The sequence below is a fragment of the Streptomyces sp. NBC_00299 genome (genome assembly GCF_036173045.1).
Classification (GTDB): Bacteria; Actinomycetota; Actinomycetes; order Streptomycetales; family Streptomycetaceae; genus Streptomyces; species Streptomyces machairae.
Map to the genome: position 1 here is coordinate 6,070,488 of NZ_CP108039.1, position 19,647 is coordinate 6,090,134.

24 protein-coding genes are annotated in these 19,647 nt (G+C 71.7%); 6 read left to right on the plus strand and 18 right to left on the minus strand.

Annotation, left to right across the window (positions count from 1 at the left end):
- Window positions 1–67: 67 nt before the first annotated feature.
- Window positions 68–751, minus strand: coding sequence for a hypothetical protein (locus OHT51_RS27015; RefSeq protein WP_328881505.1), 684 nt, complete (start codon window positions 749–751; stop codon window positions 68–70).
- A 140-nt stretch (window positions 752–891) separates the two neighbouring features.
- Entirely contained in the window at window positions 892–2,745 is a 1,854-nt protein-coding gene (locus OHT51_RS27020; RefSeq protein ID WP_328881506.1) for a glycoside hydrolase family 3 protein, read from the minus strand.
- Between the two features lie 442 nt (window positions 2,746–3,187).
- On the opposite strand from OHT51_RS27020, the gene aroA reads away from it, so the two are divergent.
- Together aroA and OHT51_RS27030 are read left to right on the plus strand one after the other, a co-directional pair.
- Window positions 3,188–4,480, plus strand: coding sequence for a 3-phosphoshikimate 1-carboxyvinyltransferase (gene aroA / locus OHT51_RS27025; RefSeq protein WP_328881507.1), 1,293 nt, complete (start codon window positions 3,188–3,190; stop codon window positions 4,478–4,480).
- Between the two features lie 18 nt (window positions 4,481–4,498).
- Window positions 4,499–5,077: an RBBP9/YdeN family alpha/beta hydrolase gene (locus OHT51_RS27030; RefSeq protein ID WP_328881508.1), complete on the plus strand. Its 579-nt coding sequence runs from the start codon at window positions 4,499–4,501 to the stop codon at window positions 5,075–5,077.
- Window positions 5,078–5,092: 15 nt separating this feature from the next.
- On the opposite strand, the gene OHT51_RS27035 is transcribed toward OHT51_RS27030, so the two are convergent.
- The 3 genes from OHT51_RS27035 to OHT51_RS27045 form a co-directional block, all read right to left on the minus strand.
- Window positions 5,093–5,893 (minus strand): sugar phosphate isomerase/epimerase family protein, encoded by an 801-nt coding sequence (locus OHT51_RS27035; protein ID WP_328881509.1) that lies wholly within the window; start codon window positions 5,891–5,893, stop codon window positions 5,093–5,095.
- A 96-nt stretch (window positions 5,894–5,989) separates the two neighbouring features.
- On the minus strand, window positions 5,990–6,922 hold the full coding sequence (locus tag OHT51_RS27040) for a bifunctional helix-turn-helix transcriptional regulator/GNAT family N-acetyltransferase (RefSeq protein ID WP_328881510.1): 933 nt from the start codon (window positions 6,920–6,922) through the stop codon (window positions 5,990–5,992).
- Between the two features lie 107 nt (window positions 6,923–7,029).
- Window positions 7,030–7,626 carry a dihydrofolate reductase family protein gene (locus tag OHT51_RS27045; RefSeq protein WP_328881511.1) on the minus strand — a complete coding sequence of 199 codons (597 nt, stop codon included), beginning with the start codon at window positions 7,624–7,626 and terminating at the stop codon, window positions 7,030–7,032.
- A gap of 242 nt (window positions 7,627–7,868) precedes the next feature.
- Here OHT51_RS27045 and OHT51_RS27050 point away from each other — a divergent pair, with 242 nt between their 5' ends.
- Window positions 7,869–8,666, plus strand: coding sequence for a DUF4389 domain-containing protein (locus OHT51_RS27050; RefSeq protein WP_328881512.1), 798 nt, complete (start codon window positions 7,869–7,871; stop codon window positions 8,664–8,666).
- A gap of 49 nt (window positions 8,667–8,715) precedes the next feature.
- On the opposite strand, the gene OHT51_RS27055 is transcribed toward OHT51_RS27050, so the two are convergent.
- A complete protein-coding gene (locus OHT51_RS27055; RefSeq protein WP_328884449.1) occupies window positions 8,716–9,765 on the minus strand; it encodes a LacI family DNA-binding transcriptional regulator in 1,050 nt (349 codons plus the stop codon).
- Between the two features lie 290 nt (window positions 9,766–10,055).
- Here OHT51_RS27055 and OHT51_RS27060 point away from each other — a divergent pair, with 290 nt between their 5' ends.
- The 3 genes from OHT51_RS27060 to OHT51_RS27070 are packed head-to-tail and all read left to right on the plus strand — an operon-like array spanning window position 10,056 to window position 13,188.
- Window positions 10,056–11,213 carry a Gfo/Idh/MocA family protein gene (locus OHT51_RS27060; protein WP_328881513.1) on the plus strand — a complete coding sequence of 386 codons (1,158 nt, stop codon included), beginning with the start codon at window positions 10,056–10,058 and terminating at the stop codon, window positions 11,211–11,213.
- A complete protein-coding gene (locus OHT51_RS27065; RefSeq protein WP_328881514.1) occupies window positions 11,210–12,361 on the plus strand; it encodes a dihydrodipicolinate synthase family protein in 1,152 nt (383 codons plus the stop codon). Before OHT51_RS27060 ends, OHT51_RS27065 begins: the two co-directional genes overlap by 4 nt.
- Before the next feature lie 29 nt (window positions 12,362–12,390).
- The gene (locus tag OHT51_RS27070; protein ID WP_328884450.1) at window positions 12,391–13,188 is read left to right on the plus strand and encodes a sugar phosphate isomerase/epimerase family protein; all 798 of its coding nucleotides are present in this window, start codon (window positions 12,391–12,393) and stop codon (window positions 13,186–13,188) included.
- A 165-nt stretch (window positions 13,189–13,353) separates the two neighbouring features.
- On the opposite strand, the gene OHT51_RS27075 is transcribed toward OHT51_RS27070, so the two are convergent.
- The 12 genes from OHT51_RS27075 to OHT51_RS27130 form a co-directional block, all read right to left on the minus strand.
- Window positions 13,354–13,755 (minus strand): gas vesicle protein K, encoded by a 402-nt coding sequence (locus OHT51_RS27075; protein WP_328881515.1) that lies wholly within the window; start codon window positions 13,753–13,755, stop codon window positions 13,354–13,356.
- Window positions 13,739–13,996, minus strand: coding sequence for a gas vesicle protein (locus tag OHT51_RS27080; RefSeq protein ID WP_328881516.1), 258 nt, complete (start codon window positions 13,994–13,996; stop codon window positions 13,739–13,741). The genes OHT51_RS27075 and OHT51_RS27080 overlap by 17 nt, the downstream gene beginning before the upstream one ends.
- Entirely contained in the window at window positions 13,993–14,799 is an 807-nt protein-coding gene (locus OHT51_RS27085; protein WP_328881517.1) for a GvpL/GvpF family gas vesicle protein, read from the minus strand. Before OHT51_RS27085 ends, OHT51_RS27080 begins: the two co-directional genes overlap by 4 nt.
- A complete protein-coding gene (locus OHT51_RS27090) occupies window positions 14,796–15,296 on the minus strand; it encodes a gas vesicle protein (protein WP_328881518.1) in 501 nt (166 codons plus the stop codon). Before OHT51_RS27090 ends, OHT51_RS27085 begins: the two co-directional genes overlap by 4 nt.
- Window positions 15,297–15,359: 63 nt before the next feature.
- The gene (locus OHT51_RS27095) at window positions 15,360–15,503 is read right to left on the minus strand and encodes a hypothetical protein (protein ID WP_328881519.1); all 144 of its coding nucleotides are present in this window, start codon (window positions 15,501–15,503) and stop codon (window positions 15,360–15,362) included.
- A 3-nt stretch (window positions 15,504–15,506) separates the two neighbouring features.
- On the minus strand, window positions 15,507–15,773 hold the full coding sequence (locus OHT51_RS27100; RefSeq protein ID WP_328881520.1) for a gas vesicle protein GvpG: 267 nt from the start codon (window positions 15,771–15,773) through the stop codon (window positions 15,507–15,509).
- Between the two features lie 21 nt (window positions 15,774–15,794).
- Entirely contained in the window at window positions 15,795–16,508 is a 714-nt protein-coding gene (locus tag OHT51_RS27105) for a GvpL/GvpF family gas vesicle protein (RefSeq protein WP_328881521.1), read from the minus strand.
- A gap of 8 nt (window positions 16,509–16,516) precedes the next feature.
- The gene (gene gvpJ / locus OHT51_RS27110) at window positions 16,517–17,002 is read right to left on the minus strand and encodes a gas vesicle protein GvpJ (RefSeq protein WP_328881522.1); all 486 of its coding nucleotides are present in this window, start codon (window positions 17,000–17,002) and stop codon (window positions 16,517–16,519) included.
- A 110-nt stretch (window positions 17,003–17,112) separates the two neighbouring features.
- The gene (locus OHT51_RS27115; RefSeq protein WP_443052567.1) at window positions 17,113–17,445 is read right to left on the minus strand and encodes a gas vesicle protein GvpO; all 333 of its coding nucleotides are present in this window, start codon (window positions 17,443–17,445) and stop codon (window positions 17,113–17,115) included.
- 88 nt (window positions 17,446–17,533) lie between these two features.
- Entirely contained in the window at window positions 17,534–17,920 is a 387-nt protein-coding gene (locus tag OHT51_RS27120) for a DUF937 domain-containing protein (RefSeq protein ID WP_328881523.1), read from the minus strand.
- Window positions 17,921–18,176: 256 nt separating this feature from the next.
- Window positions 18,177–18,566 carry a D-ribose pyranase gene (gene rbsD, locus OHT51_RS27125; protein WP_328881524.1) on the minus strand — a complete coding sequence of 130 codons (390 nt, stop codon included), beginning with the start codon at window positions 18,564–18,566 and terminating at the stop codon, window positions 18,177–18,179.
- Window positions 18,566–19,552, minus strand: coding sequence for a ribokinase (locus OHT51_RS27130; protein WP_328881525.1), 987 nt, complete (start codon window positions 19,550–19,552; stop codon window positions 18,566–18,568). The genes rbsD and OHT51_RS27130 overlap by 1 nt, the downstream gene beginning before the upstream one ends.
- Window positions 19,553–19,647 lie beyond the last annotated feature (95 nt).

Sequence of the window (19,647 nt, forward strand, 5' to 3'; positions counted from 1 at the left end):
GACGGCGGGCGCGAGAGCCCGCCGTCGGGGCGGCGCAGTCCGTCGGGCATACGGGTCGGCCGTTGCCTCACACCGGCCGCGCGCAGCCCACCGGTTTCTCGCCGCCCAGCTGGACGTACAGCGCCGTCGACAGCGGGCACTTCGCCCGCTTGTCCACGGCCTTGGTCACCTCGTACTGCGGTTTCTGCCGCCCCTCGCCGTCGCACGTCGTCTCGCGCACCTGCCCGTCGCCGGAGCTGTAGACGCAGTCGCCGACGATCGTGCGGGGTCCGCCTCCGCTGCCCGGGTCGCCGGGGTGGGGCGGCGCCAGGTTGCGCATGCAGGCGTAGCCCTGCGGGATCGCGCCGTCGCCGTCCTCGTCGGACGTCCGGCTCTGTTCGCTGATGTGCAGCACGAAGTCCGTGGTCCCCGGGCACAGCGGCCCGTCGCCGACCTTGCCGTCGTGCCGCGCCACGACCCGCGCCGCCGCCCGCTCACCGGTGCAGGACACCTCGGTGAAACTCGTCGTCCCGAAGGAACTGCACTCGTCGACGCCGAGGAACACCGCGCCGTAGCCCGCGGGCCGCGTCGGCGGGGTCAGCAGCTGCTCGCCGGCGCCCCCTGGCTCGCTCCGGTTCGCGCTCCCGTTCCCGCTCTCACTGAGCCGCCCGTTCTGCTCCGCCGCCCCCGACGGACTCTGACACCCCGTCAGCAACGCGCTGAGCAGCGCAAGCAACGCGGCGGCCACCCCAACAGCACTTCTCGCACGCATCGCACTCCCCCCGGTACCCCCGCCCAGCGTGACCCGCCGCAGCGGGCCCACGCCAGACATGTGGGGTCCTTTGCGTCGGTTGGGGGTGAGTGCGCCCGTTGTGTGACGTACGGGCGCTACGCCCAAAGTGCTACACGACGCTAACCGCGCCCGTACGACAGTCCGTGGCCGATGGGATACAGCACCCGCGTCGGATCGTCCGCCTGCTGCACCGGCACCGGCAGCTTCCCGCGCGGTGCCACCCGCCCGGCGATCACCCGCGCGGCGGCCCGCAGCTCGACGTCGGTCCAGGAGTAGGACGCCAAGTACGCCCGTACGGCGGGCAGATGGGCCACGTCGTACGGGTTGCGGACCGCGACCGCCACCACCGGCCTCCCCGTCGCGAGGAGCTGCTCGACCAGCGCCTTCTGCGTACTGCTCGCCGTGACGTTGTACGTCCCGACCACCACCGCGTCCGCCGCCCGAGCCGCCTCGACGGCCTTGGCGATGGCGGCGGAGGACGGCGCGGTACCCGTCGACAGGGCGGTCGCCGTGAAGCCCAGCTCGGTGAGCGCGGCGGCGAGCACGCCGGTCGGCGGTCCCGTCGTGCCGGACGGGGAGGCGGGGTCGGCGCCGACGACGAGGATCTTGGGGTGGGAGCGCCGGGACAGCGGAAGGGTCGAGTCCGCGTTGACGAGCAGGGTCGTCGTCCGCTCGGCGATACGGTCGGCGGTCCTGAGGTGGGACGCGGTGCCGACGTTCCGGTCGACCCCGCCCTGGCTGACGTACGGCGCGTCGAACAGCCGCAGCTTCGCCTTCAGTCGCAGGATCCGCAGGATCGATTCGTCGAGCCGCGCCTCGGTCAGCTCGCCGTCCTGGACGGCCTTCAGGACCGCGTTCCAGGCGATGTCGAGGGAGGGAGGGTTGAGGAGCTGGTCCACGCCCGCCTTGAGCGCGAGGACGGGGACGCGGTCGTCGCCGTACTTCGTCCGTACGCCCTCCATGCCGAGCGAGTCGGTCACCACGAGCCCGTCATAGCCGAGCTCCTCGCGCAGGATGCCGGTGAGGATGGGTCGGGACAGGGTGGCCGGGTCGCCGGAGTCGTCGAGGGCCGGGACCATGATGTGCGCGGTCATGATCGAGTCGATGCCGGCCCGGATGGCGGCCCGGAAGGGCGGCGCGTCGAGCTGGTTCCACTCTCCGCGGGTGTGGGTGATGACCGGGAAGCCGTAGTGGCTGTCGACGGCGGTGTCGCCGTGGCCGGGGAAGTGCTTGGCGGTGGCCGCGAGTTGCCGTGAGTGCTGGTATCCGGCCACCTCGGCGGCGACCATGCCGGCCACCGCGGCCGGTTCGGCGCCGAAGGAACGGACGCCGATGACCGGGTTGGCCGGGTTGACGTTCACATCGGCCACGGGGGAGTAGTTCTGCCGGATGCCGAGCGCCCTGAGTTCCTGTCCGGCGACACGGCCGAGGGTGCGGGCGTCGGCGCGGGAGCCGCCGGCTCCGATGGCCATGGCACCCGGGAAGAGGGTGGCGGGCTCGCCGACGCGGCAGACGATGCCGTGCTCCTGGTCGGTGGAGACGAGGACGGGCAGGCCGCGGGGCTGGGCGAGGGACGCCCGCTGGATGCCGTTGGACAGGTCGGCGATCTGGTGCGGGTCGCGGGTGTTGTGCGCCCACGTGAAGTAGATGATGCCGCCGACCCGGTACTTGGCGATCAGCTCGGCCGCCGTACGGACGCCGATCTCCTTGAGGTTGGCGTCGATGTCGGCCTGGTCGGGGGCGGTGGCGGAGTGGCCGTAGACCCGCATGACGAAGAGCTGGCCGACCTTCTCCGGCAGGCTCATCCGGGCGATGAGGGCCCGCAGTTTCCGGTCGTCGTGCTTGCCGTCGGGGCCGGCGTGGGCGGTGCCGCCGAGGGCGAGGGCGGTGGTCATGCCGGCGGTGGCGGCGAGGACGGTACGTCTGGAGGGGACCGAGGTGTTTCCCATGCTTCCCGTGCTGGTGTCGGGCACGTGCGCTCCTTCCGGAGGTGGTGCGCTGAAGGAAACTTCCGAGAAGTCACCAATAACCGGGAAGTTTCTGCCAGTCAAGGGAGTACACGGCAACCGGTCGCCAAGGAGGGGCCGCCATCGGCGCAGTTGGAGGGGGGCGCGCCGATGACGGCATGCTGCCGGCCGCGGCACGGCGGAGAGGGTTGGTCAGCGATCGCAGCCAGCAGCGAGGGCCGACACCGCACCACGGTGACTCTCCGGCAGCTTGCGTGTTGGACGAGCGGGGGTGGGGCTGGGTTCCCGGGATGGGCGGAAAACGGGAAGTTGGTGAGGTGGGGGTTGGTGGGGCGGGTGGGGGCCGGGCAGGGGCTGTCCGGACGAGCGTCCCGTGAGGGGGCAGGCAGGCGGGTCCACCCCATGGACGCCCCCGCTTCGACGCCGCCGACCGGGCGATCATGTGGGCATGCCCGTAGTCGACATCCCCGGTTCCAAGTCCATCACCGCCCGCGCTCTCTTTCTCGCGGCCGCCGCCGACGGTGTCACCACCCTCGTACGCCCGCTCCGTTCGGACGACACGGAGGGCTTCGCCGAGGGGCTGGCGCGGCTCGGCTACCGGGTCGGGCGGACTCCGGACGCCTGGCAGGTCGACGGCCGCCCGCAGGGCCCCGCGGTCACCGAGGCCGACGTCCACTGCCGGGACGGTGCGACGACGGCCCGCTTCCTGCCGGCGCTGGCCGCCACCGGCACCGGCACCTACCGTTTCGACGCCTCGCCCCAGATGCGCCGCCGGCCCCTGCTGCCGTTGACCCGGGCCCTGCGTGACCTGGGCGTGGACCTGCGGCACGAGGAGCGGGAGGGGCACCATCCGCTGACCGTGACGGCGGCCGGCGTCGAGGGCGGGGAGGTGACGCTGGACGCGGGCCAGTCGTCGCAGTACTTGACGGCGCTGCTGCTGCTCGGACCGCTGACCCGCAAGGGCCTGCGCATCACGGTCACCGACCTGGTCTCGGTGCCGTACGTCGAGATCACGATCGCGATGATGCGTGCCTTCGGGGTGGAGGTACGCCGGGAGGGGAACGCCTTCCTGGTCCCGCCCGGCGGCTACCGCGCCACGACGCACGCGGTGGAGCCGGACGCCTCGACGGCGAGCTACTTCTTCGCGGCGGCGGCCGTCACGGGCGGCGAGGTGACGGTTCTGGGCCTGGGCGAGGGGGCGCTCCAGGGCGACCTGGGCTTCGTCGACGTACTGCGGAGGATGGGCGCGCACGTGGAGGTGGGCGCGCAGTCGACGACCGTCCGGGGGACCGGCGAACTGCGGGGCGTCACCGTCAACATGCGGGACATCTCCGACACCATGCCGACCCTCGCGGCCATCGCCCCGTTCGCCTCCGGCCCGGTGCGGATCGAGGACGTGGCGAACACGCGGGTGAAGGAGTGCGACCGGCTGGAGGCCTGTGCGGAGAACCTGCGGCGGCTGGGGGTGGAGGTGACCACGGGCCCCGACTGGATCGAGATCCGGCCGGGCGCGCCCCTCGCGAGCGGTGCGGAGATCAAGTCCTACGGCGACCACCGCATCGTCATGTCCTTCGCGGTGACCGGGCTGCGGGTGCCGGGAATCTCGTTCGACGACCCCGGGTGCGTACGGAAGACTTTCCCGGGTTTCCATGAGGAGTTCGGGGCGCTGAGCGCGGGGTTCTTGTCGCGGGGGGCGTCGCCCGACGGGGCCGCCGGCGGCACTGGACCGTCACGGCAGTGATCGGAAACCATCGGCCTCATGACCGCCTACCTCATCCTCCACGGCTGGCAGAACCGCCGCCCCAAGGACCACTGGCAGCACTGGCTCGCCGACCGGCTCGGCGAGTTCGGGCACCAGGTCGTCTATCCGCAGCTTCCCGAGCCGGACGATCCTGACCTGGAAGTCTGGTTGGGGGAGCTGGGGCGGCACCTCGGTGCGCTCGACGGCGGGGCGGAGCGGGTCGTGGTCGCGCACAGTCTGTCCGCGGTGCTGTGGCTGCACGCTGCCGCGCGCGGGATGCCGGGGCTCGACGTGGACCGGGTGCTGCTCGTCGCCCCGCCGTCCGGCACCGTGCTCGCACAGCACTCGGAGGTCGCCCGATTCGCGCTGCCGGCGCTGGAGTTCACCCTCCCCGGCCCGACCCGCCTGGTCGCCGGCGACGACGACCCGTACTGCGAGGAAGGCGCCGACAGCGTCTACGGCACCCCGCTCGCCCTCCCGACCGACATCCTCCCGGGCGCCGCCCACCTCGACCTGGACGCCGGGTACGGGCCGTGGCCCGCCGTGCTGGGCTGGTGCCTCGACCCCACGGCGCCGATCCTGGCCCGTCCCGAGTAGCGGCGGCGCCGGCGGCTACGCCGACTCGTTGAGCAGCCGCGCCAGATGGTTCCGTCCCGCGTCGAGCAGTTCGGGGAGGGGCGCGGCCTCCTCGTACCACCGCTTCTCGTACTCCCAGCACAGCCAGCCGTCCCAGCCGTGCCGGGAGAGGACCTCCACGCACTCGGCGAGCGGCAGCACTCCGGTGCCGAGCGGCAGCGGGGTCGTGTCGTCGGCGGAGGCGATGTCCTTGACCTGGACGTAGCCGAGGTACGGGGACAGGGCCGCGTAGCTCTCCGAGGGCTGCTCGCCGCCCAGCCAGGTGTGCATGACGTCCCACAGCGAGCCGACGTGCCGGTGCCCGACCAGGCCGAGGACGCGGATCGAGTCGGCGGCGGTGCGGTGCGAGTCGTGGGTCTCCAGCAGGATCCGTACGCCCATGTCGGCGGCGTACTGCGCGGCCGTACCCAGCCGCCGCGCGGCGATCGCGTCCGCCGACTGCGGGCTCTGCTCGGGGTCGGCGCCGGGGAAGACGCGGACGTAAGGGGCACCGAGGTCGTGGGCGAGGTCGATGAGGGTGCGCATCTCCTCGATCACCGGCCCGTCGTCACCGGGAGCGGCGACCCGGGCGTACCCGGCCAGGCCCAGGAGCTCGATGCCGGCGGCCTTGAACTCGGCTGCCACGTCGGCCCGTTCGGCGGGGCCCAGACCCGGATGCACCGGCTCCTCGGCGTGCGTGCGCAGCTCGACGCCGTGATAACCGTGCGCTGCCGCGAGCCGCAGCACGTCGGGGACGGGGAGACCGGGGACGCCAAGGGTGGAGAACGCCAGTTTCATGCATCCCACCTTGCCAGGGAAAAGAGGGTGCGCCCATCCGGCAGGCGGGCCGGGGGACGCTCCGGATCTGTCACCTCCTGCCCGCCGTACCTGATCTCACTCCTGCGTGCTGTGGAGATCCAGTCGCCAGTCCTGCCCGGTCAGGTCCTTGCCGAAGGAGCGGTGGGGTGTCTCGGCGGACAGGACGAAGCCGTGGCGCCGGTAGATGCGGCGGGCGGCGGCCAGGACGTCGTTGGTCCACAGGACGAGGTCGCGATAGCCCACACCGCGGGCGAAGTCGACGACGGCCGAGACGAGCCGGTCGCCGATGCCGAGGCCGCGCGCGTCGGGCTCGACCAGCAGCAGCCGCAGCCGGGCCGTGGCGGGCGCCTCGTCGCGGACGAGCATCACGCAGCCGACCGGCCGGCCGTCCAGCTCGGCGATCCACACCCGCTCCAGATGCGGATCATGATCCTCCGCGAAGTCCGCCACAATCCTCGCGACCAGCCCCTCGTAATCGGCGTTCCAGCCGTACTCGGCGGCGTACAGCGCGGCGTTGCGCTGCACGATCCAGCCGAGGTCGCCGGGGCCCGGCTCGCGCAGCAGGACGTCCTCGCGGCGGGGAGGGCGGCCTTCGGACAGGATCGTACGGACCGTCGTCATCGCCTCGGCGAGCCGTGGCCGTTCGGCGGCCGGCACGGTCGACAGCAGCGAGCCGACCGATTCGGTCGCCCGTTCCTCCAGCAGCTTGCCGGTCTCCCGGCCGCGCGCGGTGAGCGTGACGCGCCGCCGACGCGGGTCCTCCCGGGAGGGGGTGCGCTCGATGAGCCCGTCCTGCTCGAACTTGTTCAGGATGCGGCTCAGATACCCCGCGTCCAGGGAGAGTTCGGCCCGCAGGTCGGCCGCGTCCGTACGCGGGGAGTGCGCGAGCTCGTACAGGACGCGGGACTCGGTGAGGGTGTACGGGGCGTACAGGTGGCGGCTGTAGTCGAGGGCCCCGATGACGTTGGTGTAGAAGCGGTTGAAGGCGCGGATGTCATGCACGGTCATGGTCAATCCCGAAGGCTCCCCGCGGGGCCGCTGGGCCCCTGGTTCCGGATGTTTGACTCAGTCAGAGGTTTCGCTGAGTCGAGCCTAGGACGTCCGCGCCCTCGTCGCTAGCCCTCGGTGGCGGGCCGGTAGACGCACACCTGCGCGCCGGTCTTGGCCGCGGTGGCGGAGACGAGCTCCAGGGGCCGCTTCCCCCCGTCCTCCGGGAAGATCGACTTCCCGCCGCCGAGCAGCACCGGCATCACGACGAGCTGCAGCTCGTCGACCAGCCCCTCCTGGATGAGGGTCCGTACGAGGGTCGGGCTGCCCATCATCGCCAGGTCGCCGCCCTCGGTCGCGCGCAGTTCCCGCACCCGGGCGACGGCCTCGGCGCCGGGGATGAGGGTGGTGTTGTTCCAGGTCAGGTCGGTGTCGCTGAGCGTGCCGGAGACGACGTACTTCTTGATCGAGTTCATCCGGTCGGCGAACGGATCCCCGGCCCGCTCCGGCCACGCCGCAGCCATGGTCTGCCAGGTGCGGCGCCCGAACAGCAGCGCCTCGGCCTTCTGCATCCCCGCGTCGAAGGCCTCGCCGAGGACCTCCGCGTCGAAGTACGGATGCGACCAGCCGCCGTGCGCGAACCCGCCGTCGGTGTCCTCCTGGGGGCCGCCCGGGGCCTGGACGACGCCGTCGAGGCTGATGAACTCGGTGATCGAGATGCGCATGGGATTCGCTCCTGTTGTCCGCTCGGATGAGCCGGTGATTGCGGCATGGAAGACCGCAGTGGCGCCCGGAAATCATCGGTGGGTCGAAGAATTCGGTGGGTCGAGTCAAGACGCGGAACGGAGCATTCGGCAGGGGTCGTGGGCGGGCTACCTCCGTTTGGGCCTGTGCAGGGCGCGGGGGCCGCCGCGTCGCCGCAGCATGGTCGTGTCAGGCAGCATCATCGGCACGACTGGGAGTCTCCATGGCGACGAGCTGGGATCCTCGGGCCGCTACCGATCCCGCGGGCGGCGAGTGGCTGCCCGTCCTGGACATCCCTCCTGCCGCACGGCAGCGGCGCTGGACCGTCCTGCTGCGCTGGCTGCTGCTCCTGCCGCAGTTCGTGGTGGTCTGGCTGCTCTCCATCGCGGCGTTCTTCGTGACCATCGTCGGATGGTTCGCCGCCCTGTTCACGGGACGGCTGCCCGACGGGATCTTCCGCTTCCTCGGCTCGGTCCTCGCCTACCGGACGCGGGTCGGCGCGAGCGCGATGCTCCTGGTCGACCGCTATCCGCCGTTCTCGTTCTCGGCTCCCGACCACCCCGTGCAGATCGAACTGCGCGCCACGCCGCTGAATCGGCTCGCGGTGTTCTTCCGCCTGATCCTGATGATCCCGGCAGCGATCATCAACAACCTGGCGCAGGCAGGCTGGTTCGCGGTGGGCTGGGTGTTCTGGATCATCGGCATCGTGCTGGGACGACTGCCCGCGCCGGTCTTCGCCGCCACGGCCGCCGTGGCCCGCTACCAGATGCGTTTCACCGCGTACGTCACGATGCTGACCCCCGCCTATCCCAAGCGGTTGTTCGGCGACGAGCCGGTCCCGCAGGACGCGGTCCGCTCCGGCACCCGGCCGCTGCTCCTGGACACCGCGGCCAAGGTCCTCGTCGTGCTCTTCCTGCTCCTCGGCCTGGCCGGCCATGTCGTCAGCAGCACGGTGGACTACTACGACGACAACGATTCGCAGTACGACGGTACGGCCCCGGCTGTGCCGCCCGGGCGTTGAACAGCGGCGTGCGTCAGCGCGTCCGCCCGAGTGCGACGGACGGCACGCCTCAGGCCCCCTTGGGTCCCCCGGAAGACCCCCGAACCATCAACTCCCCGCGAATCGTGGCGATCTCGCCGAGCGGCGGCTCCTCCCGCCCCATCGCGATCCGCCCGGCCCGCGCCCCCGCCTCCGACAGCGGCAGCCGCACCGTCGTGAGGGAAGGCACCGTGTCGAGACTGAACGGCAGGTCGTCGAACCCGGCCACCGAGACGTCCTCCGGAATCCGCAGCCCGGAGTCGCGCAGCGCAGCGCAGGCGCCCAGGGCGACGGAGTCGTTCGCGGCGACCACGGCGGTCAACGACGGGTCCCGGCGCAGCAGTTCCAGCGTCGCCTCGTATCCCGACTGCCGGTCATAGCGGCCGTGCACCGTCCACCGGGGGTCCTCCTCGATGCCGTGCGCCTCCAGCGCCGCCCGGTGCCCCTCCAGCCGGTGCCGGGTCGTCGTCCGCTCCTCCGGTCCCGCGATGTAGCCGAGCCGCCGGTGCCCCAGCCCGATCAGGTGCTCGGTCAGTTCCCGCCCGCCGCCGCGGTTGTCGAAGGTCAGCGCGATCGCCCCGGTGTCCGGCGCCGGCGGCCGGCCGCAGAGCACGACCCGAGTCCCGGCGTCCGCCAGCTTCCGCAGTTTCGCCGCGACCGCGGCCGCGTGCGGGGCGTCCTCGACGGCGCCGCCGGTCAGGACGACCGCCGCGGCCCGCTGCCGCTGCAACAGCGTCAGGTACGTCAGCTCACGCTCCGGCGAACCTCCCGTGTTGCAGACGACCGCCAGCCGCTCACCGCCGGCCCGGCCGCCCGGACCGCCGATCTCGGACTGGATCGCGCTCGCCATGATCCCGAAGAAGGGGTCGGCGATGTCGTTGACCAGGATGCCGACCAGGTCGGAGGTGGCGGCGGCCAGCGCGCTCGCCGGACCGTTCAGCACGTAGTCCAGCTCGTCCACCGCCCGCAGCACCCGTTCCCGGGTGGACGCGGCCACGGGGTAGTTGCCGTTCAGTACGCGCGACACCGTCGCGGGGGAGACCTGGGCGCGGGCCGCCACGTCCGCCAGGGTCACCGTCATCTCGTCGTCCTCCGGTCGCGCATCTCGTCGTACCACCTCGTACGTGCTCACAGACAGGCCTGCCTCCTCGTAGACAGGTCATCCGCAGCCACGGTTCCGTGTATGTCGAGCAGACCTTACGGCCAGAAACCCCCGTTGTTCGTCCCCTCGAACAACTCAGGCTGGTCACGGTCTTGTCCGGACCGCTGCTCAGAGGCTAGCTTCTCACCATGTAGAAAGCGCTTGCTGTGACGCTCACCAGTGAAAGACCGGGCGTACGCGGCGCAGACCCCGCGTACGAAGGGAACGACGTGACACGCAAGACGGTGCGTATCGCCATGAACGGCGTGACAGGGCGCATGGGCTACCGCCAGCACCTGGTCCGCTCCATCCTGGCCATCCGTGAGCAGGGCGGGCTCGACCTCGGCGACGGCACCGTGCTGTGGCCGGAGCCGATCCTGGTCGGCCGTCGCGAGTACGCCCTGAAGGCACTCGCCGAGCAACACGGCCTGGACGCGCAGAACATCTCGACGGACGTCGACGCGGTGCTCGCCGACCCGGCCGTCGAGATCTACTTCGACGCCCAGGTCACCTCGGCCCGCGAGGAGTCGATCAGGAAGGCGATCGCCGCCGGCAAGCACATCTACACCGAGAAGCCCACCGCCACCGGTCTGGAAGGTGCCCTGGAGCTGGCCCGTCTCGCGGACGAGGCCGGCATCAAGCACGGCGTCGTCCAGGACAAGCTCTTCCTCCCGGGCCTGCTGAAGCTCAAGCGCCTCATCGACGGCGGCTTCTTCGGGCGGATCCTCTCCATCCGCGGCGAGTTCGGCTACTGGGTCTTCGAGGGCGACTGGCAGGCCGCGCAGCGCCCGTCCTGGAACTACCGCGCGGAGGACGGCGGCGGCATCGTCGTCGACATGTTCCCGCACTGGGAGTACGTGCTGCACGAGCTCTTCGGGCGCGTGAAGTCCGTGCAGGCCATCGCCACCACCCACATCCCGCAGCGCTGGGACGAGAACGACAAGCCCTACGACGCCACCGCCGACGACGCCGCATACGGCATCTTCGAGCTCGACGGCGGCGCCATCGCCCAGATCAACTCCTCCTGGGCCGTACGCGTCAACCGCGACGAGCTGGTCGAGTTCCAGGTCGACGGCACGGAGGGTTCCGCGGTCGCGGGCCTGCGCAACTGCCGCGTCCAGCACCGCTCCCTCACCCCCAAGCCGGTCTGGAACCCGGACATCCCGGCCACCTACTCCTTCCGCGACCAGTGGCAGGAGGTCCCGGACAACACCGAGTTCGACAACGGCTTCAAGGCCCAGTGGGAGCTGTTCCTCAGGCACGTCTACGCCGACGCCCCCTACCACTGGGACCTCCTCGCCGGCGCCCGCGGCGTCCAGCTCGCCGAGCTGGGTCTGAAGTCCTCGGCCGAGGGCCGCCGTCTCGACGTACCGGAGATCCAGCTGTGACGATCCGACTGCCCGACTTCAAGGGCGGGTTGCGGGCGTACGAGCCCCGCCCGGAGCCCTTGGTGGTGACCCCCGGCACCCCCTTCACCTCCCGCACGGTCTTCTCCGCGGCGCACGTCGTCGCCGACCCGTACGCCGACGTCTCGCCCGACTCGCCCGCCGCCGTCGACTGGGACGCCACCCTCGCCTTCCGCCGCCACCTGTGGTCCCACGGGCTCGGTGTCGCCGAGGCCATGGACACCGCCCAGCGCGGGATGGGCCTGGACTGGGCGGGCGCGGCCGAGCTGATCCGCCGGTCGGCCGCGGAGGCCCGTGCGGTGGGCGGCCGTATCGCCTGCGGTGTGGGCACCGACCAGATCGCCGCGGGGACCCTCGAAGAAGTCCGGGCGGCTTACGAGGAGCAGCTCGCGGTCGTGGAGGAGTCGGGCGCCCAGGCGATCCTGATGGCCTCGCGCGCGCTGGCCGCCACGGCCAAGGGCCCCGAGGACTACCTGGAGGTCTACGGCCGGCTGCTCCGGCAGTCCGCCGAGCCGGTGATCCTGCACTGGCTGGGCCCGATGTTCGACCCGGCGCTGGAGGGCTACTGGGGCTCGTCCGACCTGGACGCGGCCACCGACACCTTCCTGGAGGTGATCTCGGTCCACCCCGACAAGGTCGACGGCATCAAGGTCTCCCTGCTGGACGCCCAGCGCGAGATCGACCTGCGTCGCCGCCTCCCGCAGGGGGTGCGCTGCTACACGGGTGACGACTTCAACTACCCCGAGCTGATCGCGGGCGACGAGCAGGGATTCAGCCACGCCCTGCTCGGCATCTTCGACCCGCTGGGGCCGCTGGCGGCCCAGGCCGTCCGGGTCCTGGACACGGGCGATGTCGAGGGCTTCCGTGAACTCCTCGACCCCACCGTCGAGTTGTCCCGCCACCTCTTCCGGACGCCGACCCGCTTCTACAAGACGGGCGTGGTCCTCCTGGCCTGGCTGGCCGGCCACCAGTCCCACTTCACCATGGTCGGCGGCCTCCAGTCGGCCCGCTCCCTGCCGCACTTCGCCCGCGCCTACGAACTCGCCGACGGACTGGGCCTGTTCCCGGACCCGAAGCTGGCCGAGGAGCGCATGAAGAACCTGCTGTCCCTGTACGGGGTGAACCAGTGACAGAGCTCGCGCGTTTCTCCATCAACCAGATGACGGTCAAGCAGCTGTCGATGCCGGAACTGGTCGACGCCTGCCGCGAGTCGGGCGTCGCGGGCGTCGGCCTGTGGCGGGAGCCGGTCCAGGCGTACGGCCTGGAGGCGACGGCCAAGCTGGTCCGGGACGCGGGCCTGACCGTCACCACCCTGTGCCGGGGCGGGTTCTTCACGGCGATCGACCCGGCGGAGCGTGCGGCGGCCCTGGACGACAACCGCCGCGCGGTCGACGAGGCGGCGACGCTGGGCACCGACGTACTGGTCCTGGTGTCCGGCGGCCTGCCGGCCGGCTCCAAGGACCTGCACGGCGCCCGGGAACGGATCGCGGACGCGCTGGCGGTGCTCGGCCCCTACGCCGAGGACCACGGCGTGAAGCTGGCCATCGAGCCGCTGCACCCGATGTACGCCTCGGACCGCTGCGTCGTCTCGACCCTGGCCCAGGCGCTGGACCTCGCGGAACGCTTCCCTGCCCACCAGGTCGGCGTCACGGTCGACACGTACCACATCTGGTGGGACGACAACGCGCCCGGACAGATCGCCCGCGCGGGTGCGGGCGGCCGTATCCACACCTTCCAACTCGCCGACTGGACCACCCCGTTGCCGCAGGGCGTGCTCAACGGGCGTGGGCAGATCGGGGACGGGGCGATCGACATGCGGGAGTGGCTCGGGTACGTGACGGCGGCGGGCTACACCGGCGCCATCGAGGTCGAGCTGTTCAACGACGGCCTGTGGGCACGCGACGGCCGCGAGGTGCTGGCGGAGACGGTGACGCGGTTCGTGGAGCACGTGGGCTAGCGCAGAGGGGATTCGACGGGACGCCGACGGCTTTCGGGTCGTCGGCGTTCCTCATGTCCGCCGACGCGCTGGCCGCGCCGGACACGCAGGGCGGCGACGCCGGCTCCGAGGCCCGCGTCTGGGTCGGGGCCTACGGCAAGGCGGCCGAACGGTGACGGGGGCCGCTCACGGCGGAGGGAGCAGCGTGCCCAGGGGCCCGAGGTCGAGGTTGAGGTCCTCCAGGGTGAGGTCGTAGCGGTCGCAGAGTTCGGTCATGCGGTCGTGGAGGAGCATCAGGGTGAGGCCGAGGCGTTCCTCCTGGTCCTCGGTCAGGTTGCCCTCGTCGACGCGGTGCAGGGCCTGGCGCTCCATCAGCTGGCGCAGGAGTTCGACGATGGTCAGCACCAGCTTGACCAGGTCGCGCTCCACGGTGTCGGGGTCGGCGTGGAGGCGGCGGGCGGCGGACCGCCCCGCGGATGGTGACGCCATGTCGTCCGGGCTCGCGGGAAGCAGCGAGAACGCGCGGTGCGCGGCCTGCGCGACCTCGCGCAGCCGGTCGGGGGACGGGCGGTCAGCCGGACTCGTCACCGTGACCGCCGTACTCCGTGGGCGTCCGGTCCTGCAGGACGGGCGCCCACTGCTCCTCCATCTGCTCGCGGATGGCGATCACCACCGCGCGCAGCGAGATCCGTACCAGGTCGATGTCCGCGATGGACAGCACGACATCGCCGGTGAGCACCACCCCGCCGCTCAGCAGCCGGTCGAGCAGGTCGATCAGCGCGACCTGGCGTCCGGCCAGGGGGCGGTCGTCGTCGTAGTACTCGGTCACCGTTCTCGCGCCCCTTCGGCGGGAGTCGCGAAGGAGTACGGCGCCCAGGGCCCGGTGACCTCCACCCGTACGCCCGGCAGGTCGTCCGCGGCGTGCAGCATCCGCTCGCGGAACTCCGCGGCCAGGTGGCGCGGTACGAGGTAGGCGTCGTTGGCCAGGTTCTCGCCGCGGGCGTCGGCCAGAGTCCCCTGCTGCGGGCGGTGCCGGGCGCGTTCCACCGCGAGCCCGCGCGCCCGCTCCTCCGTGCGGCGCATGGCCTCCTCGGCGGCGCGCCGGGTGTCCTCGTGCGCCTGGCGGTGCTGTCTGCGGGTGCGCAGATACGCGCGTCCGGGGGCCGGGCCGTCGGCGGAGCCCGGTGCGGCGGACGGGGTCGCCGGCTCCGAGGCGAGCGGGACCTCGGCGTACACCTTCACGCCCCACTCCAGGTGGGCGTCGAACCGGGCGAGCAGTTCGGCGAAGGCTTCCTGACGTTCGCTCAGCATCTGCTCGACCCGGCTCCCGTCGAGGTACACCGTGGCCAGCCGCAGGGGGAGAACGGTCATCCGGGCGGCCAGCGTCTCGATGACGAGGTGGTGGGCGCGGGCCGTCGACTCCAGCCAGTCGAGGTCCTCCAGGCGTGACTTCAGGGCCGACTCCGAGAAGTCCTCCCCGGGCACCTCGCTGACCGCGGCGGCCAGCGCGCCCGAGCCGACCAGGGTGACGGGGGCACCGGCCACCCCGCGGAGACCGGCCAGTTGGGCCTGCGTCTCCGCGCCGGGCGAGCGGACCACGGCATACGCGTAGCTCAGCCGCTGCCCGGTCATGACTCCCGGTCCTCGGAGTCGTCCTTCCTGCGCCGGGTGCGTCGCGGTTCGGCGGAGGACTCGCGCTCCGCCGCACGCGAGCGGCGCCGGCCACCCGAGCTCCGTTCGGGCAACTCGCCCGCGGACTCCGCCTTCTCGACCTCCTCGGCCCTCTCAGACCTCTCCACCTTGCGGCGCAGCTCCTCCACCTCCTCGCGCAGGCGCTCGTTCTGCTCCTTCAGGTTGTGCCGCTGGTCGGCTCGGGAGGACAGCGCGGGGTCGTGCTCCCACCAGTCGATGCCGATTTCCTTGGCCTTGTCGACCGAGGCCACCAGGAGACGGAGCTTGATGGTGAGCAGCTCGATGTCGAGCAGGTTGATCTTGATGTCGCCGACGATGACGATGCCCTTGTCGAGCACGCGTTCAAGGATGTCGGCGAGGTTCGCGCTAGATCCTCCGCCGCCGCCGTACGGAGACAGCGCCGGGGAAGTGGAGCGGCTGGGGACGGGCTCGGTCACGGCGTACTCGACCTCGTTTCCCGGAAGCACCCACGGTCGTCCCGGCCGCGCGCTCGGCCACGGTCAGACACGGCGGCGGCGCTTGCGGCGGGGTTGCTCGTCGGTGTCGTCGTTGCGGTCATCAGACTCTCGGTCTTGGCCCTCTCCCTCGTCCTCCTCCCAGTCGTCCTCGCGGCGTTCGTCGCCGAGCGGCAGCCCGCGACCCACGCATCACAGCCCGGGAGACTGTCCGCCCTTTCGCAGCTGGTAGGCCCTGATCTCCTCCAGACGGTGCAGCAGTGCCTCCTCCTGCTGTGCGAACTCCTCGTCGTCGATACGGCCCTCGTCGAGCGCCCGCTCCAGATTCACGAGCGCCTCCTGCACGGGGGTCGGGTCGTAGTACTCGTCCTCGGCGGTCCGGACCACCTTGTCGAGCACCCAGCCGACGCCCCGGACGGGAGCGAACGGCAGGGTCAGAATCCCGCTCACCAGTCCCACGGCACCTCCTCGGGCCTCACGTCAGACGAAGCTGTACGGCGGCAGGGGACCCCGCAGCCGCAACTCCACGCCCTCGCCGTAGCGTTCGGCCAGTTCCCGGCAGGTCCGGCCGAACTCCTCGAACCGCTCGTCGTCCACGAGGAAGGACGCGCTCACGAAGTACTGCTTCGACGCCGGGGCGATCTGCTCTGCCGACGCGAGCGGCCGCAGCGCGGCGAGGATGTCCTCGGCGATGGCGTTCTCGCGGCCCTGCACCTCCTGGGCCACCACCTGGCCGAGCGCCAGCCGGTCCTCGTACGTCCCGCCGCCCTCGCGGGTCCGTTCGTTCAGCTCACGCGCCTGCGGGCTCTGCTCCAGGACGGCACGCAGCGACGTGTCCTCGTCGAGGACGCCCTTGACGTTGAACTCCGCGCGCCCGGCAAGCTCGTCCAGCCGCTGCGCGAACAACTGCGCCCGCTCCTCCAGGACGCCGCGTACGGCCTCCTCGTCGGCGGCGACGAACCCGAAGCTGAGCGGCAGGGTGGGGCCGTCGGCCCACAACCGCTCCTGGACGTCGTTGTGCGCCTGCAGGTCCCGGCGGGCGACCGAGAGGTCGTCCGGGGCCTCGCTGACGACGGCACACAGGGAGTCGCCGCGCACCACGCGCACCTCGCCGGGCGGCTCGCCCACGCCCTTGACGTCGCTCAGATCGAGGGGATGCGAGTCCTTGGTGATCGCGTACACATACACGGACATCGGCTCGCTCACTCCTCCCGGTCCCGTGCGGAGCGGCGCCCCGACCGGCGTTCGGGACGCTCACGCCGTTTTCCGCGCGCCGGCCTGCGCTCCCGCTCGTCGTCCGTGTCCGCGTCCTCGTCACCGTCGCCCTTGAACGAATCGGTGACCGCCTCGACCGCGCCCGACAGCGCCCCCTTGCTCTTGCCGCGTGCCCCGCTCTCGACGGAGCCTCCGACGAGGTCGGTCAGCTGCGCGGGCGACTTGCTGCCCGACTCCAGATCCAGCCGGTTCGTCGCCTCGGCGAAGCGCAGATAGGTGTCGACACTGGCCACGACCACCCGCGCGTCGATCTTCAGGATCTCGATGCCCACCAGGGACACCCGCACGAACGCGTCGATGACCAGGCCCCTGTCGAGGACGAGTTCCAGCACGTCGTAGAGGTTCCCCGAGCCGCCGCCTCCGGCGGCGCCGGGCACACCACCTCCACCGTTGCCCTGTGGCACCACAGTCACGGTGTCTTCCCTTCCGGCTCGGCTTCCGGTGAAATCGGCAAAATCCGACTTCCCGGGGAAGCTTGGATAAAACCGACTTATCAGAGGATTCCTGACGAAAGGGTCGCGGCCTAGCGGCGATCCGTCCTGTCCACCTGCGAGCGCGTGTAACGACGTCCGCGCCTGTACGACACCAGCTGCCCCTCCCGGTCCAGAACCACCTGGTAGCTGGCCATCACGCTGGTCGTCTGGGGAATGCGTTCCAGTTCCAGGACCTCGACGTCGGCTTCCCAGCCCTGATCCGTCGGCTTCAGTGCGGAAACCGACTCGGGAACCCTCCCCAGCAGCTCGCTGAGCTGTTCCATCGCGGACCGTATGGCATCGGCGGCGGACATCCGCGTCCTGGCGGACGTCTGCCGTGCCGAGGAACGTGCCTTGCGCGGCTCACGATCACTCGTGATCATTCACCTTCTTGTTCCGACTTTTCAATCATCGGCGTCTCTCAAAGCCCACGCCACTTCTCGCCCGCTAGCTCTCCCGCCACCTCGCTCACTACCTCCCGGCGGCCCGTTTCGTGAGCACCGCCGGCACCACCGGCACCAGCATCTCCACCACCCGGGACACGGCACCCCGGGGCAGCCCCGTCCTGTGCGCCACCGCGTCCGCGACCGGCTCGGCCTCCTCCGCGAGCAGCCCGGCCACGAGGCCGCCGGTCGCGAAGCCGCCCACGGTGGCCACGCCGGTGAGCGGGGCGTCGTGCGGCGTCGCGACGGCCTCAGCCTCGCCGGACAGCGCGGCCACCGTCGTACCGACCATCTGCCGGGCCCCCGCCTCATCCGTGCCCAGCAGCCCCGCGATGTCCGCGATCCGGTGGTCGCCGAGCTCGTCGAGCACGTCGTCCTGGAGGGACGTGAGGGGGTTTGCATCTACCTCTGACATGTCTGAAACGCTACTTCTGTCCCGGTTCCCGGGCACGCCGAGGAGGCCCCGAAAAAATCCCCCGAAAAAATCCTCGGAGACCGTGCAACCCTTCCCGCACCTCGCCGGTCGTACTTGGCATCAGGACTCTTGGAGGGGGATCTGGGGGGATCGCGGGGGTTCTGATGGGGAGGGGAAACCCGAGGGGCTCGGTCGACGGACCGGGCCCCTCGAAACGTTCCCGGACCTGGGTGGGTTCCTGGAATTCGCGACCTGCCTAGAAGAAGACCCCGCAGCGCAGCAGCACATTCGCGTACGGCCGTGCCTCGCCGGTCCGTACGACCAGCCGTGCCCCGGCCGAGAGCTCCTTGAGCCGCTCGTGGGTGACCAGCCGCAGCTCGGGGAACTCCCCGTCCAGCAGCGCGGCCGCCGCGGGGTTCGCCTCGCGGATCTCCTGCGCCGCCGTCGCGCCCTCCACCACCAGCTCGGCCAGCAGACCGTCCAGCACTTCGGCGAACGACGGCACCCCGGCCCGGAACGCCAGGTCCACGACCCGGGGGCCGGCGGGTATCGGCATGCCCGCGTCGCACACCAGCACGCCGTCGCCGTGGCCGAGCTCGGCGAGGGCGCCGGAGAGGTGGCGGTTCAGGATTCCGGCCCGCTTCATCAGGACCCACCTTGCGAGGACACGCCGGATGCGCCGTCCGACTCCCTGCCGGGGGTCCGGGGGTTGTCCCCCGGATTGGCACAGCACAGCGCCTCGACCTCCGCCGCCGTCGGGAAGGACACCTGCGCGCCCTCCCGCGTCACGGCCACCGCGCCGACCCGGGCCGCGTACGCCGCAGCCTCCGCAAGGGACGCGCCCGTGCCGAGCCGCCACGCCAGCGCGGCCGTGAAGGCGTCGCCCGCCCCCGTCGTGTCCACCGCGTCCACCTTCACGGACGGAACCCGCGTCACACCCTGTGCGGACGCCACCAGCGCGCCCTCGGCGCCCAGGGTCACGACCACCGAGCGGGGGCCCTTCGCGAGCAGGATCCGCGCCCAGTCCTCGGGGGTGTCGCCCACCGCGGAGTCGCCGAGGATCACCTTCGCCTCGTGCTCGTTCACGATCAGCGGGTCGCAGGCCGCCAGCACCTCGGCCGGCAGCGGGCGGGGCGGGGACGGGTTCAGCACGAAGCGGCTGCCGTCCGCCAGGCTCCGGACGACCTCGACGACCGTCTCCAGCGGGATCTCCAGCTGGGCCGACACCACCCGCGACGCCTGGAAGAGGCTCGCGGCGGCCCGTACGTCCTGCGGCGTGAGCCTGCCGTTGGCTCCCGGCGAGACGACGATGCTGTTGTCCCCGGACGGGTCCACCGTGATCAGCGCGACGCCGGTCGGCGCGCCGCCGACCAGGACGCCCACCGTGTCGACGCCGGACTCCCGCTGCGAGTCGAGCAACAGCCGGCCGTGCGCGTCGTCGCCGACCCGGGCCAGCAGGGCCGTACGGGCCCCTAGCCGGGCGGCCGCGACAGCCTGGTTCGCGCCCTTGCCGCCCGGGTGGACGGCCAGGTCGGAGCCGAGCACGGTCTCGCCGGCACCCGGCCGACGCTCGACGCCGATCACCAGGTCGGCGTTGGCCGACCCTACGACCAGGAGGTCGTAGTCGTACATGTGGTTGCTCCCCTGATAGGTCCCCGTGGTGACGGCGGCGGGCGGCCGTCACCAGGTCCATGCTCCTGCAACGACCGCCCGCCCGTTCGCCGTTC

What these genes read in the sequence shown, in the direction of transcription:
- OHT51_RS27015 (WP_328881505.1), bottom strand. Translation starts at nt 751, where the DNA reads ATGCGTGCGAGAAGTGCTGTTGGGGTGGCCGCCGCGTTGCTTGCGCTG.
- aroA (WP_328881507.1), top strand. Translation starts at nt 3,188, where the DNA reads ATGCCCGTAGTCGACATCCCCGGTTCCAAGTCCATCACCGCCCGCGCT.
- OHT51_RS27030 (WP_328881508.1), top strand. Translation starts at nt 4,499, where the DNA reads ATGACCGCCTACCTCATCCTCCACGGCTGGCAGAACCGCCGCCCCAAG.
- OHT51_RS27035 (WP_328881509.1), bottom strand. Translation starts at nt 5,893, where the DNA reads ATGAAACTGGCGTTCTCCACCCTTGGCGTCCCCGGTCTCCCCGTCCCC.
- OHT51_RS27040 (WP_328881510.1), bottom strand. Translation starts at nt 6,922, where the DNA reads ATGACCGTGCATGACATCCGCGCCTTCAACCGCTTCTACACCAACGTC.
- OHT51_RS27045 (WP_328881511.1), bottom strand. Translation starts at nt 7,626, where the DNA reads ATGCGCATCTCGATCACCGAGTTCATCAGCCTCGACGGCGTCGTCCAG.
- OHT51_RS27050 (WP_328881512.1), top strand. Translation starts at nt 7,869, where the DNA reads ATGGCGACGAGCTGGGATCCTCGGGCCGCTACCGATCCCGCGGGCGGC.
- OHT51_RS27055 (WP_328884449.1), bottom strand. Translation starts at nt 9,765, where the DNA reads ATGACGGTGACCCTGGCGGACGTGGCGGCCCGCGCCCAGGTCTCCCCC.
- OHT51_RS27070 (WP_328884450.1), top strand. Translation starts at nt 12,391, where the DNA reads ATGACGGTCAAGCAGCTGTCGATGCCGGAACTGGTCGACGCCTGCCGC.
- OHT51_RS27085 (WP_328881517.1), bottom strand. Translation starts at nt 14,799, where the DNA reads ATGACCGGGCAGCGGCTGAGCTACGCGTATGCCGTGGTCCGCTCGCCC.
- OHT51_RS27105 (WP_328881521.1), bottom strand. Translation starts at nt 16,508, where the DNA reads ATGTCCGTGTATGTGTACGCGATCACCAAGGACTCGCATCCCCTCGAT.
- OHT51_RS27115 (WP_443052567.1), bottom strand. Translation starts at nt 17,445, where the DNA reads ATGATCACGAGTGATCGTGAGCCGCGCAAGGCACGTTCCTCGGCACGG.
- OHT51_RS27120 (WP_328881523.1), bottom strand. Translation starts at nt 17,920, where the DNA reads ATGTCAGAGGTAGATGCAAACCCCCTCACGTCCCTCCAGGACGACGTG.
- rbsD (WP_328881524.1), bottom strand. Translation starts at nt 18,566, where the DNA reads ATGAAGCGGGCCGGAATCCTGAACCGCCACCTCTCCGGCGCCCTCGCC.
- OHT51_RS27130 (WP_328881525.1), bottom strand. Translation starts at nt 19,552, where the DNA reads ATGTACGACTACGACCTCCTGGTCGTAGGGTCGGCCAACGCCGACCTG.